Raw genomic sequence first — 12,432 nt, 5'->3', positions numbered from 1 at the left:
AGCGGGCAGGGCGCCCGCTGCGGCAAGGTTCAGGCCTGCGCCTTGAAGCTGTGCAGGCGCTGAACGGTTTTTTCCAGCCCGTCCTTCATCAGCATCTCGGTGCAGCGCAGCGATTCGTCGATCGCTTCATCGATCATCTTCTGCTCGCCGGCCGGCGGCTTGCCGAGCACGAAGCCTACCACCTTGTTCTTGTCGCCCGGATGGCCGATGCCGATGCGCAGGCGGTAGAAGTTCGGGTTGTTGCCGAACTTGTTCTGGATGTCTTTCAGGCCGTTGTGGCCGCCGTTGCCGCCGCCGAGCTTGATTTTGGCCACGCCGGGCGGCAGATCCAGCTCGTCGTGCGCCACCAGGATCTCGTTGGGTTCGATGCGGTAGAAATTGGCCATCGCCAACACCGCTTTGCCGCTCAGGTTCATGAAGGTGGTCGGCACCAGCAGGCGCACGTCGTTGCCCGCCAGGTTCAAACGGGCGGTGTAGCCGAAGAACTTGCTCTCTTCTTTTAACTGCTGATTGTGGCGCTGGGCCAGCAGATCGACGTACCAGGCGCCGGCGTTGTGGCGTGTCTGGGCGTATTCCGCGCCCGGGTTGGCGAGGCCGACTATCAATTTAATACTGCTCACTGGGAGATTCGCTATGATCAGGGTAATGGAAAGGGCCTTAGTCTACCTGTCGGGGCGGTGAATGACAAAACCCGATCTCTGCCGTCACCTTAGGTAAGAAAGGCGAGTGATTCATTAGCTGAATAATTCAATTTGTCCGCTAATTTTCATCGCCGTGTTAAGAAGTGTCAATAATTCTTTACCATTTGTGATCGCCTCCGCAATCCCCTTGCCGCAACAGGGACTATACTTAACTTATCAAAGTGGGTTAACAAGTTGCAGCGTTATCCCGGTTGGCACATGGCAATCATGGAGGTGGCATATGAAACGTAGAAGCGCGGACAGAGTGGGCAACTTTTTTATGGGGCTGGGGCTGGTCGTGATGATCGGCGGTGTCGGATACTCCATTATTGCTGAAGTATCCCAGTTCAATCTGCCGCAGTTTTTCGCCCACGGCGCCATCATGAGCATCTTCGTCGGCGCGCTGTTGTGGCTGGTGGGCGCGCGTATCGGCGGCCGCGAGCAGGTGGCGGATCGCTACTGGTGGGTAAAACACTTTGATAAACGGTGCCGCAACGATCAACATCGTTCGTCGCATTGATTAAAAAAGCAGAAGGGAAGCAAGAGCAGGGCAAGGGAACATCTGCCGTGCATTAAGGTTTGAGGTCATGTCGGACTACGAGTAGAAAACCCGTTGTTGCTCACGCACCAACGGGTTTTTCTTTTTCTGCTGTCGAGCGCGCTATCTTTCCGGCGCAGTGGGCGCCGCACCGGAAAGATGACGGATCAATGCTCGAACATCGCAGAGATCGACTCTTCGTTGCTGATGCGGCGGATGGCTTCAGCCAGCATGCCGGACAGGGTCAGAGTGCGAACGTTTTTCAGTGCCTTGATTTCCGGCGACAGCGGAATGGTGTCGCAGACGATCACTTCATCAATCACCGAGTTCTTGATGTTGTCCACGGCGTTGCCGGAGAAGATCGGGTGCGTCGCGTAGGCGAATACGCGCTTGGCACCGCGTTCTTTCAACGCTTCAGCCGCTTTACACAAGGTGCCGCCGGTGTCGATCATGTCGTCGACCAGCACGCAGTCGCGGCCTGCCACGTCACCGATGATGTGCATCACCTGAGAAACGTTCGCGCGCGGGCGGCGTTTGTCGATGATGGCCATATCGGTGTCGTTCAGCAGTTTGGCGATGGCGCGGGCGCGCACGACGCCGCCGATGTCCGGGGAAACCACGATCGGGTTTTCCAGGTTCTGCTGCAGCATGTCTTCCAGCAGGATCGGGCTGCCGAACACGTTGTCTACCGGTACGTCGAAGAAGCCTTGAATCTGCTCAGCATGCAGATCCACCGTCAGAACGCGGTCAACCCCTACGCTGGAGAGGAAATCGGCGACAACCTTGGCGGTGATTGGCACACGCGCGGAACGCACGCGGCGATCCTGGCGGGCATAGCCGAAGTAAGGGATAACGGCGGTAATACGACCTGCGGAGGCGCGACGCAGGGCGTCGACCATCACAACCAGTTCCATCAGGTTGTCGTTGGTCGGGGCACAGGTGGACTGGATGATGAAAATATCACCGCCGCGTACATTTTCGTTGATTTGCACGCTCACTTCGCCGTCGCTAAAACGACCTACAGCGGCGTCACCAAGGCTGGTGTACAAACGGTTGGCAATACGTTGTGCTAGTTCCGGGGTGGCGTTACCAGCAAAAAGCTTCATATCAGGCACGAGAAGAACCTCAGGCTTGCGTCCAGAGAAGATATTGTCATGCGACATCGCCAAGGGGCAGTCGGCGACGCCGGCGCAATATACATACGGGTATGTAAAACTAAAATTGAGACCGCAGGCAGCGCAGGGATAACAGGGCCAGGTGTGCATGACCCTGCGCAGCGAAACGTTGAGCTACGACTCAAACCGCCCGGAACGAATGCGATGTAGTGGGGAGACGTTAACGCCGCGCGCTACAAAACCACACAACCACTCCGGGGCTTGATTTAACACCTGACGGGCGGCGATTTCTGTGTCGAATTCAGCAAACACACAAGCACCTGTGCCAGTCAGGCGTGACGGGGCGTATTCTAACAGCCATGAAAGAAGCTGTTCAACCTCGCGAAAACGTTTTCTTGCGATCGGTTCGCAATCATTTGCGTACGGCGCCTGCAACAGCTCACTTAAGGAACGAACCGGGGTGTTTCTTTTTAATTCGGGGTCGCCGAAGATAACCGGCGTCGGGATGCCGACGCCGGGATGCGCCACCAGATACCATTTTTCCTGCGGCTCGGCCGGCTGCAGACGCTCGCCGATGCCTTCGGCGAAGGCGGCGTGGCCGCGCACGAACACCGGCACGTCGGCGCCGAGGCTAAGCCCCAATGCAGCCAGTTGGTCGTCGCCAAGACCGCAGCGCCACAGTTCGTTCAGCGCCACCAGCACGGTGGCGGCGTTGGAGGAGCCGCCGCCCAAACCGCCGCCCATCGGCAGGCGCTTGTCGATGCTGATGTCGGCGCCGCGCGGCGCGGTCTGCAGACCCTGTTCATCACAATAGCGCTGCAGCAGGCGGGCGGCGCGCACGATCAGGTTCTGCTCGTCCGGCACGCCCTCGACCGGCGTCAGCAGGTTAATGCGATCGTCCTGGCGCGGGTCAATGGTCAGGGTGTCGCCGTAGTCCAAAAACTGGAACAGCGTTTGCAGCAGGTGATAGCCGTCTTCACGACGGCCGGTGATGTACAGAAACAGGTTGAGTTTCGCGGGGGAGGGCCACTGGCGGATCATTTGAGCGTCCAGTTATCCATTTTCAGCTTGATGCGCTGGTCGCCCTGCTGCAGCTCCAGACGGTTCGGCAGCGTCGGCTGCACCTCGGTGCTGTAGCTCTGGTAATCCACTTTCCAGGTCTGGCCGCCTTGCTGGTAGGTCAGTTTGCTCAGTCGATATTGGTCATCCAGCGCAAAATCGCTGGCTTCGCCCGGCAGGCCGACCATCCACTGGCGCAGGTTGTTCAGCGGGATCGCCATGCCGGTCAGCTTGCGGATCATCTCTTCCGGGTTGTCGCTGACGTAGCGTTTGCCCTGGTTGTCGGTCAGCTGCACCACGTTTTTCTGTACGTTGAGATCCATTTCCGTGCTGCCCAGCGGGTTAGTCAGCAGCAGGCGGTAGCGCTCCGGCGAAAACTGTTGCCAGAAGAAGCGGGCATAGACTTTTTTCTGATCAGACAAGTAGGCGAAAGAGCCGCGGGTCTGATAGGTGCTAAGCTGCTGCACCGCCTGCTCATGGGCGCGCCACTGCGGTGAGGTCGGGCTGGTGGCCGGGCCGGTCGGCTTGGTGGTGGTACAGGCGGCCAGCACCAGGCTGGCCAGCGGGATCAGACGGAGCAAACTAACTTTGCGTATTGGCATAACTTTTTCTTGTCCTTTTGTCCTTGCGGGCATGCGCGACGAAACCCGGATTCAGCGCTCACGCTAACGGGGCGCCGGCGGCGCGTCAATTTTTTGCTGCATCGCGTTGAATCTTGCCGCGTTTACCGGCGTAGTGCCAACGCGGCGCGCGCGTCGGGGTTGCCATTAAGCGTAACACAATCGCCTGAAGGCGGGGGAGGCGCTCCCGATAAGCGGTGCAGAGTTGCGCAAACGCCGCCGTTATGTGCGCCGAATAGCGTGCGCGTCATCGCAAACTGCGCTAAAATTTAAACAATCAACCTACCCTTTGACTATTTATCCCGCTGTATTTATTACTTATTCATTAATTGATGTCGTCTATGACAGCGATTGAACGGAAGATGCGGTTGTTACTTTTATTGATCCCGCGCATCAAGTAGAATGCCGTTCAACGAGAACCCGTACCAACAGAAGTATTACTCGAAGCAATGACCCTGCTGGCGTTAGGTATAAATCACAAAACCGCTCCGGTTTCTCTGCGTGAAAGGGTGACCTTCTCGCCAGAGTCCATCGATGAGGCGCTGACCAGCTTGCTCCAACAACCGTTGGTGCAGGGCGGCGTCGTGTTGTCCACCTGCAACCGCACCGAGCTGTACCTCAGCGTGGAGCAGCAGGAGCACATGCACGAACAGCTGGTCGCCTGGCTGTGCGCCTACCACAACCTGCGTCCGGAAGAGGTGAAGAAAAGCCTCTACTGGCATCAAGGCAACGACGCGGTCAGCCATCTGATGCGGGTGGCCAGCGGGTTGGACTCGCTGGTGCTGGGCGAACCGCAAATCCTCGGCCAGGTGAAAAAGGCCTTCGCCGAATCCCAACGCGGCCAGTCGCTGTCCGGCGAGCTGGAGCGGCTGTTCCAGAAATCCTTCTCCGTTGCCAAGCGCGTGCGCACCGAAACCGACATCGGCGCCAGCGCGGTCTCCGTGGCTTTCGCCGCCTGTACGCTGGCGCGGCAGATCTTCGAATCGCTGGCCGATCTCAACGTCTTGCTGGTGGGCGCCGGTGAAACCATCGAGCTGGTGGCGCGCCACCTGCGCGAGCACAAAGTGCGGCACATGATCATCGCTAACCGCACCCGCGAGCGCGCGCAATTGCTGGCGGACGAAGTCGGCGCGGAAGTGATCACCCTGCCGGAGATCGACGAACGCCTGGCGGACGCCGACATCATCATCAGTTCCACCGCCAGCCCGCTGCCGATCATCGGAAAAGGGATGGTGGAGCGCGCGCTGAAGGCGCGCCGCAACCAGCCGATGCTGCTGGTGGATATCGCCGTACCGCGCGATATCGAACCGGAGGTCGGCAAACTGGCCAACGCCTATCTGTACAGCGTGGACGATCTGCACGCCATCATTCAAAGCAACCTGGCGCAGCGCAAAGCGGCGGCGGTGCAGGCGGAGTCGATCGTGCAGCAGGAAAGCACCAACTTCATGGCCTGGCTGCGCTCGCAGGGCGCGGTGGAAACCATCCGCGACTACCGTTCGCAGGCTGACCAAATCCGCGCAGAGATGGAGGCCAAAGCGCTGGCCGCCATCGCGCAGGGCGCCAGCGTGGAGCAGGTTATTCACGAGCTGGCCCATAAACTGACCAACCGTCTTATTCATGCCCCTACCAAATCCCTCCAGCAGGCCGCCGGCGACGGCGACGTGGAGCGGTTGCAGTTATTACGCGACAGCCTCGGGCTGGATCAGCATTAGTTTTCTCTATTAACAGGGTTTATTACCACGCATGAAGCCTTCTATTGTTGCCAAACTGGAAGCGTTACAAGAGCGCCATGAAGAAGTGCAGGCGCTGCTCGGCGATGCCGGCGTCATCGCCGAGCAAGACCGGTTCCGCGCGCTGTCGCGAGAATATGCGCAGCTGACCGATGTCAGCCGCTGCTTCCTGGAATGGCGTCAGGTGCAGGAGGATCTGGAGACGGCGGAAATGATGCTGGACGATCCGGAAATGCGCGAGATGGCGCAGGAAGAGCTGAAACAGGCGCGGGCGACCAGCGAAGCGCTGGAACAGCAGCTGCAGGTGTTGCTGCTGCCGAAAGATCCGGACGATGAGCGCAGCTGCTTCCTCGAAGTGCGCGCCGGCACCGGCGGCGATGAGGCGGCGATCTTCGCCGGCGATCTGTTCCGCATGTACAGCCGCTATGCGGAAAGCCGCCGCTGGCGCGTCGAGGTGATGAGCGCCAACGAAGGCGAACACGGCGGCTTCAAAGAAGTGATCGCCAAAGTTTCCGGCGACGGCGTGTACGGCCAGCTGAAGTTTGAATCCGGCGGCCACCGCGTGCAGCGCGTGCCGGAAACCGAATCCCAGGGGCGCATCCACACCTCCGCCTGTACCGTGGCGGTGATGCCGGAAGTGCCGGAAGCCGAGCTGCCGGACATTAACCCGGGCGATCTGAAAATCGACACCTTCCGCTCCTCCGGCGCCGGTGGTCAGCACGTTAACACCACCGACTCGGCGATCCGCATCACCCACCTGCCGACCGGCATCGTGGTGGAGTGCCAGGACGAACGTTCGCAGCACAAAAACAAAGCCAAGGCGATGTCGGTGCTGGGCGCGCGCATTCGCGCCGCCGAGATGGCCAAGCGCCAGCAGGCCGAAGCGTCCACGCGCCGCAACCTGCTGGGCAGCGGCGATCGTTCCGACCGCAACCGCACCTACAACTTCCCGCAGGGGCGGGTGACCGACCACCGCATCAACCTGACGCTCTACCGTCTGGACGAAGTGATGGAAGGCAAACTGGACATGTTGATCCAGCCGATCGTGCAGGAGTATCAGGCCGATCAGCTGGCTGCGCTGTCCGCCGAGCAAGAGTGATGGACTATCAACACTGGCTGAAAGCCGCCGCCGCGCGTTTGACCCACAGCGACAGCGCCCGGCGCGACGCGGAAATCCTGTTGGGTTTCGTGACCGGCAAGGCCAGAACCTTCCTGATGGCGTTCGGGGAAACCCTGCTGACGCCGCCGCAGCAACAGCAGCTGGAGACGCTGCTGGCGCGCCGCGAACGCGGTGAGCCGGTGGCCTATCTGGTGGGCGAGCGCGAGTTTTGGTCGCTGCCTCTGTCGGTCTCGCCGGCGACGCTGATCCCACGCCCGGATACCGAATGCCTGGTGGAACTGGCGCTGGCGCGCCTGCCGCCGCAATCCTGCCACTTCCTCGATCTCGGCACCGGCACCGGCGCCATCGCGCTGGCGCTGGCCAGCGAGCGCCCGGATTGTTCGGCAATCGGCGTCGATGTGCAGCCGGAGGCGGTTGCGCTGGCGCAGCACAATGCGCACAAGCTGAGGATCGACAACGTCCGATTTCTACAGGGCAGCTGGTTTGCGCCCGTGGAGGGGCAACGCTTTGCGCTGATTGCCAGCAATCCGCCCTATATCGACGCCGCCGATCCGCATTTGTCACAGGGCGACGTGCGCTTCGAGCCGGGCAGCGCGCTGGTCGCCGCCGAGCACGGGCTGGCGGATCTGGCCGCCATCGTGCGCCAGGCGCCGCACTATTTGCAGCCGCAGGGCTGGCTGCTGTTGGAACATGGTTGGCAGCAGGGCGAGAGCGTGCGCGCGCTGCTGCAGGCCGCCGGATTTTCCGCTGTTGCCACCCACCGTGATTACGGCGACAACGACCGCGTGACGCTCGGCCAATGGCCGGGATAAGCGCCCCTCATAATAACGACGCCCGGGCCATTTAAGGGAGCATCATGACTGCATACACCGCGTTGAAACATTTCCATTTGCTGACGGTCGCCATCAGTATTACCTTGTTTGTTCTGCGTTTCTACTGGCAGTGGCGCCGCTCGCCGATCATGGGGCGCCGCTGGGTCAAGGTCGCGCCGCACCTGAATGACACGCTGCTGTTCGTCAGCGGCATCGCGCTGGTGGTGACGTTCGGGTTTTATCCGCTGCTGGGTATGGACTCATGGCTGACCGAGAAGCTGTTTGGCGTTATTATCTATATCCTGCTTGGCTATGTCGCATTGGGCAAGAAGACCAAAAGTCAGCGGCTGCGAACCGTGGCGTTCGTGCTGGCGTTGGGCTGTCTGTATCTGATAATTAAACTTGCCACGACGAAAATACCGTTTCTGATGGGATACCTATGAGTAGCATTGCTGATTTTGAATTTAACACCTCGCCGCTGAGCGAAGGGGTGATCCTGGTGTCGCAGTCGGTGCGGCGCGACTTCCCGGCTGCCGACGTGGAGCGAAAGCTGCAACAGCTGGTGGATGAAGCGCGTGCGGCAGTGCCGGTCGATATCACTCAGGAGCAGCAACTGGATGCGCTCATTGAACTGTTCTACAAGACCTGGGGATTCGGCGGCGCCAGCGGCGTGTACCGCCTGTCGGACGCCATCTGGCTGGACAAGGTGCTGGAAGGGCGGCAGGGCACGCCGGTCTCGCTGGGCACCATTTTCCTGCACATCGCCAACGCGCTGGATCTGCCGCTGCTGCCGGTGATTTTCCCCACCCAGCTGATCCTGCGCGCCGATTGGCTGGACGAAGAGCTGTGGCTGATCAACCCGCTGAACGGCGAAACCCTGAGTGAGCACCAGCTGGAAGTGTGGATCAAGGGCAACCTGGGGCTGGGTGCCGAGCTGGAAGACGACGACCTCGATGAGTCGGAGAACATCATGGTGGTGCGCAAGATGCTGGACACGTTGAAGGCCGCCCTGATGGAAGAAAAGCAGCTGGAAATGGCGCTGCGCACCAGCGAAACGGTGCTGTGTTTCGATCCGGAAGATCCGTACGAGATCCGCGACCGCGGGTTGATTTATGCCCAGCTGGAGTGCAACCACATCGCGATTTCCGATCTCAACTATTTTGTCGAGCAGTGTCCTGAAGACCCGGTCAGCGAAGTGATCAAAGTACAGATCCACTCGATTGAGCCGAAACAGGTGACGCTGCATTAATTCAATGACTCCGTGCAGTTTGCAAGGCGATGGTTACAACCTTAACAAAGGCGAAAGCATGAAACAGAAAGTGGTTAGCATTGGCGACATCGACGTAGCAAACGACCTGCCGTTTGTGCTGTTTGGCGGTATGAACGTGCTGGAATCGCGCGATCTGGCGATGAGCATCTGCGAGCACTACGTCACCGTGACGCAAAAACTGGGCATTCCTTACGTATTCAAAGCTTCCTTCGACAAAGCCAACCGTTCTTCCATCCACTCGTACCGCGGTCCGGGCCTGGAAGAAGGGATGAAGATCTTCGAAGAGCTGAAAAAAACCTTCGGCGTGAAAATTATCACCGACGTGCATGAAGCGGCGCAGGCGCAGCCGGTTTCCGAAGTGGTTGACGTGATCCAACTGCCGGCCTTCCTGGCGCGTCAGACCGATCTGGTGGAAGCGATGGCGAAAACCGGCGCGGTGATCAACGTCAAGAAGCCGCAGTTCGTCAGCCCGGGGCAGATGGGCAACATCGTCGACAAGTTCAAAGAGGGCGGCAACGACCAGGTGATCCTGTGCGATCGCGGCAGCAACTTTGGCTATGACAACCTGGTGGTCGACATGCTGGGCATCAACGTGATGAAGAACGTCACTGGCGGCCATCCGGTGATCTTCGACGTGACCCACGCGCTGCAGACCCGCGATCCGTTCGGCGCCGCGTCCGGCGGCCGTCGCGCTCAGGTGGCCGAGTTGGCGCGCGCCGGTATGGCGGTTGGCCTGGCCGGCCTGTTCCTCGAAGCGCACCCGGATCCGAACAACGCCAAGTGCGACGGTCCTTCCGCGCTGCCGTTGGACAAACTGGAACCGTTCTTGGCACAGATGAAAGCCATCGATGACCTGGTGAAGAGCTTCCCGGAGCTGGATACCAGCAACTAAGCGCTCGTCGCCATAAAAAAAGCCCGACTTGTCGGGCTTTTTTACGTTTAGGCGCCGGTGGCCGCCAGCGCTTCCGGCAGGGTCGGATAGAACTGCAAGCGGCCCTCGATCGGCTGCACCCGCGCGCGCGCCAGGGTTTTCAGCGGCTGGAATGGCACGTCGGTGATCACCAGTTTCTTGTCCGCCGGCAGCACGTCGATAAAGCGGCGCAGGGCGCTCAGGCCGCCGGCGTCGAGCACCGGCACCGCATCCCATTGCAGCACGATCGTGCGATAACTTTCGCTGCGCGCCAGCAGTTCGGTAAAGATGCGCTCGGCGGCGGCGAAGAACAGCGGGCCATTCACTCGCAGCACCAGACGGCCGTCATCGGCGCTCAGTTCGCTTAGCCGCGTCATGCGGGCGATGCGGCGCATAAACAGCAGCGACGCCAACACGATGCCCACGGTAATGGCGATCACCATGTCGAACAGCACCGTCAGCGACATGCACAGCAGCAGTACCAGAATGTCGTCCTTCGGCGCCCGGCGCAGCAGGTAAATCACTTTGTGAGCCTCGCTCATGTTCCAGGCGACCATCAGCAGCAGCGCCGCCATCGCCGCCAGCGGCAGATAAGAGAGCCATGGCGCCAGAACCAGCAGCGCCAACAGCACCAGCAGCGCGTGGATGATGGCGGACACCGGCGAGGTGGCGCCGGCGCGCACGTTGGCCGCTGAACGGGCAATTGCGGCGGTCGCGGTGATGCCGCCGAAGAACGGCGCGATGATGTTGCCCGCGCCCTGGCCGATCAGTTCGCTGTTCGAGTTATGCTTCTTGCCGGTCATGCCGTCGAGCACCACCGCGCACAGCAGCGATTCGATCGCCCCGAGCATCGCCATCGAAAACGCCGCCGGCAACAGGGCGGAAACGGTTTGCCAACTCAGAGTGAACGGCTGCCCGCCGCCGCCCGGCAGATCCCAGGGCAGCAGCAGCTGCGGCAAGATAGGCGGGATGCCCTGGCCGCTGCTGCCATCGGCCAGCAGGTAGCTGAAGCGGGAGCCGATGGTCGCCACCGGGTGGTCAAACAGCGTCAGTAGCCCCATCAGCGCGGTGCCCGCCAGCAGCGCCGGCAGGTGGCCTGGCACCCGCAGGCCGAGCTTGGGCCAGAAGATCAGGATCAGCAGCGTCACGGCGCCGATCAGGGTATCGCCGAAATCCAGCGTCGGCAGCGCCTGCAGCAGGGCGTACAGCTTGCCGACGTAATTTTCCGGCGTGTGCGCCAGCTGCAGGCCGAAAAAATCCTTGATCTGCATGGTGGCGATGGTGATGGCGATGCCGGAGGTAAAGCCGAGCGTCACCGGCAGCGGAATGTACTCGATCAGCCGGCCAAAGCGCGCCAGCCCCATCAGCAGCAGAAATACCCCGGAGATCAGCGTGGCGACCAGCAGGCCGGCCAGGCCGAACTGCTGAGAAACCGGATAGAGGATCACTACGAAGGCGGCGGTGGGGCCGGAGACGCTGTAGCGCGAACCGCCGCTGACGGCGATGACGATGCCGGCGATGGCGGCGGTATACAGGCCGTACTGCGGCGGCACGCCGCTGGCGATCGCCAGCGCCATCGCCAGCGGGATGGCGATAATACCGACCGTCACCCCGGCGATAGCGTCTTTCAGCAACCGCGCCAGGTTATAAGGTTCCCGCCAGCAGGCGTCTATCAGCGCGCTGAAGGGGCGAATTTTGTTTATTTCATGGGTTTTCATCTACGGTGCGTACCAAATCTTCAAAAGTGAAAGGAATGGCGGGCCCGATGAGGTCCGTCTTGTCACGTGACAGATACCATACGCCTTTTGTCCAGCGGATTACCAGACCTGTGTCAATTTGGCGCAGGAAATCAGAGAGTCGCCCTTTTGTTCGGCGCTAAATGCCGTTAATAGAGAAGTCAGCCGCAGATTCTGCGGCTGAAAAGGAAAGTGACAGTCAAGGTTTTAACGGTTATTGCAGGGCGGGCAGGGATAAGCCGAGAAAGTGGGCTAAAGTGCTCACCAATAGTTGGTGATCTTCCTTCTGCGGCGCGCCGGAAATGCTGATGCTGCCGACGCAGCCGAGGCCGGTCAGGGTGAGCGGGAAGGCGCCGCCGTGCACCGAATAGTCGCGCACGCTCAGCCCGTAACGCTCCTCCAGCGACGTTTGCCGCTGCTGCAGGCGCAGGCCGATGGCGTAAGAGCTTTTGTGAAAATGGTTCACCAGATTGCGCTTGCGCCGCACCCAGTCGGCAATGTCCGGCGTGGCGCCCGGCATGGCGTAATAAAACAGCGTCTGCCCGGCCAGTTGGATCTCGATGGCGATGCTCAGGCCGCGCCGCTCGGCGGCGGTTTTCAGCGCCGCGCCCAGTTCCCAGGCGGTGGCGGCGTCAAAATGGGTAAAGGCCAGCGTCGCTTCCTGTTCGCTGAGCGCTTGCAGTTCATCGTCGATATTCATGCGGTTCTCCCCCGATAACACAACGCTCAGAGTAGCCTGAAGCATGCGTCGTGAGATAGACGGCTTGGCGATAAGATAGAACTGCTACTCTATTAATAGACTGTGTATCCCTATGGATTTCAAATTGCAGCTAGGCGCCCAG

The 12,432-nt window shown here is 60.4% G+C and carries 13 protein-coding genes; 7 read left to right on the top strand and 6 right to left on the bottom strand.

Going from position 1 to position 12,432, the window contains the following annotated elements:
• Window positions 1–29 precede the first annotated feature (29 nt).
• Window positions 30–620: an aminoacyl-tRNA hydrolase gene (gene pth / locus ADK28_RS05810; RefSeq protein WP_028128042.1), complete on the bottom strand. Its 591-nt coding sequence runs from the start codon at window positions 618–620 to the stop codon at window positions 30–32.
• A 301-nt stretch (window positions 621–921) separates the two neighbouring features.
• Here pth and ychH point away from each other — a divergent pair, with 301 nt between their 5' ends.
• The gene (gene ychH / locus ADK28_RS05805; RefSeq protein ID WP_004941056.1) at window positions 922–1,200 is read left to right on the top strand and encodes a stress-induced protein YchH; all 279 of its coding nucleotides are present in this window, start codon (window positions 922–924) and stop codon (window positions 1,198–1,200) included.
• A gap of 185 nt (window positions 1,201–1,385) precedes the next feature.
• On the opposite strand, the gene prs is transcribed toward ychH, so the two are convergent.
• From prs to lolB, 3 genes are all read right to left on the bottom strand, one after another.
• The gene (gene prs, locus ADK28_RS05800) at window positions 1,386–2,333 is read right to left on the bottom strand and encodes a ribose-phosphate diphosphokinase (RefSeq protein ID WP_004941061.1); all 948 of its coding nucleotides are present in this window, start codon (window positions 2,331–2,333) and stop codon (window positions 1,386–1,388) included.
• 174 nt (window positions 2,334–2,507) lie between these two features.
• A complete protein-coding gene (gene ispE, locus ADK28_RS05795) occupies window positions 2,508–3,374 on the bottom strand; it encodes a 4-(cytidine 5'-diphospho)-2-C-methyl-D-erythritol kinase (protein ID WP_033640629.1) in 867 nt (288 codons plus the stop codon).
• Entirely contained in the window at window positions 3,371–3,994 is a 624-nt protein-coding gene (gene lolB / locus ADK28_RS05790; protein ID WP_004941069.1) for a lipoprotein insertase outer membrane protein LolB, read from the bottom strand. Before lolB ends, ispE begins: the two co-directional genes overlap by 4 nt.
• A 467-nt stretch (window positions 3,995–4,461) precedes the next feature.
• On the opposite strand from lolB, the gene hemA reads away from it, so the two are divergent.
• Genes hemA through kdsA form a run of 6 tightly spaced genes read left to right on the top strand, consistent with a single transcriptional unit; the run spans window position 4,462 to window position 9,836 of the window.
• Entirely contained in the window at window positions 4,462–5,724 is a 1,263-nt protein-coding gene (gene hemA, locus ADK28_RS05785; protein ID WP_016928100.1) for a glutamyl-tRNA reductase, read from the top strand.
• 31 nt (window positions 5,725–5,755) lie between these two features.
• The gene (gene prfA / locus ADK28_RS05780; protein WP_016928099.1) at window positions 5,756–6,841 is read left to right on the top strand and encodes a peptide chain release factor 1; all 1,086 of its coding nucleotides are present in this window, start codon (window positions 5,756–5,758) and stop codon (window positions 6,839–6,841) included.
• Window positions 6,841–7,674 (top strand): peptide chain release factor N(5)-glutamine methyltransferase, encoded by an 834-nt coding sequence (gene prmC / locus ADK28_RS05775; RefSeq protein WP_048795140.1) that lies wholly within the window; start codon window positions 6,841–6,843, stop codon window positions 7,672–7,674. The genes prfA and prmC overlap by 1 nt, the downstream gene beginning before the upstream one ends.
• Window positions 7,675–7,715: 41 nt before the next feature.
• The gene (locus ADK28_RS05770) at window positions 7,716–8,117 is read left to right on the top strand and encodes a SirB2 family protein (protein WP_170913124.1); all 402 of its coding nucleotides are present in this window, start codon (window positions 7,716–7,718) and stop codon (window positions 8,115–8,117) included.
• Window positions 8,114–8,923 (top strand): invasion regulator SirB1, encoded by an 810-nt coding sequence (sirB1, locus tag ADK28_RS05765; protein ID WP_016928096.1) that lies wholly within the window; start codon window positions 8,114–8,116, stop codon window positions 8,921–8,923. The genes ADK28_RS05770 and sirB1 overlap by 4 nt, the downstream gene beginning before the upstream one ends.
• 58 nt (window positions 8,924–8,981) lie before the next feature.
• Entirely contained in the window at window positions 8,982–9,836 is an 855-nt protein-coding gene (kdsA, locus tag ADK28_RS05760; protein WP_004941087.1) for a 3-deoxy-8-phosphooctulonate synthase, read from the top strand.
• 47 nt (window positions 9,837–9,883) lie between these two features.
• Here kdsA and dauA read toward each other — a convergent pair whose 3' ends face one another.
• Together dauA and ADK28_RS05750 are read right to left on the bottom strand one after the other, a co-directional pair.
• Window positions 9,884–11,572 (bottom strand): C4-dicarboxylic acid transporter DauA, encoded by a 1,689-nt coding sequence (dauA, locus tag ADK28_RS05755; protein WP_048795139.1) that lies wholly within the window; start codon window positions 11,570–11,572, stop codon window positions 9,884–9,886.
• Between the two features lie 232 nt (window positions 11,573–11,804).
• The gene (locus ADK28_RS05750; RefSeq protein ID WP_004941092.1) at window positions 11,805–12,290 is read right to left on the bottom strand and encodes a heme-degrading domain-containing protein; all 486 of its coding nucleotides are present in this window, start codon (window positions 12,288–12,290) and stop codon (window positions 11,805–11,807) included.
• Window positions 12,291–12,432: the final 142 nt, after the last annotated feature.

This window comes from Serratia sp. 506_PEND (genome assembly GCF_001076875.1).
Lineage (GTDB): Bacteria > Pseudomonadota > Gammaproteobacteria > Enterobacterales > Enterobacteriaceae > Serratia > Serratia marcescens.
This window is presented reverse-complemented; position numbering and strand designations above follow the sequence as displayed.

Excerpts from the sequence above, each read along its gene's own strand:
- ychH (WP_004941056.1), top strand. The coding sequence starts at position 922 with ATGAAACGTAGAAGCGCGGACAGAGTGGGCAACTTTTTTATGGGGCTG.
- ADK28_RS05750 (WP_004941092.1), bottom strand. The coding sequence starts at position 12,290 with ATGAATATCGACGATGAACTGCAAGCGCTCAGCGAACAGGAAGCGACG.
- hemA (WP_016928100.1), top strand. The coding sequence starts at position 4,462 with ATGACCCTGCTGGCGTTAGGTATAAATCACAAAACCGCTCCGGTTTCT.
- sirB1 (WP_016928096.1), top strand. The coding sequence starts at position 8,114 with ATGAGTAGCATTGCTGATTTTGAATTTAACACCTCGCCGCTGAGCGAA.
- kdsA (WP_004941087.1), top strand. The coding sequence starts at position 8,982 with ATGAAACAGAAAGTGGTTAGCATTGGCGACATCGACGTAGCAAACGAC.
- lolB (WP_004941069.1), bottom strand. The coding sequence starts at position 3,994 with ATGCCAATACGCAAAGTTAGTTTGCTCCGTCTGATCCCGCTGGCCAGC.
- prfA (WP_016928099.1), top strand. The coding sequence starts at position 5,756 with ATGAAGCCTTCTATTGTTGCCAAACTGGAAGCGTTACAAGAGCGCCAT.
- dauA (WP_048795139.1), bottom strand. The coding sequence starts at position 11,572 with ATGAAAACCCATGAAATAAACAAAATTCGCCCCTTCAGCGCGCTGATA.
- ispE (WP_033640629.1), bottom strand. The coding sequence starts at position 3,374 with ATGATCCGCCAGTGGCCCTCCCCCGCGAAACTCAACCTGTTTCTGTAC.
- prmC (WP_048795140.1), top strand. The coding sequence starts at position 6,841 with ATGGACTATCAACACTGGCTGAAAGCCGCCGCCGCGCGTTTGACCCAC.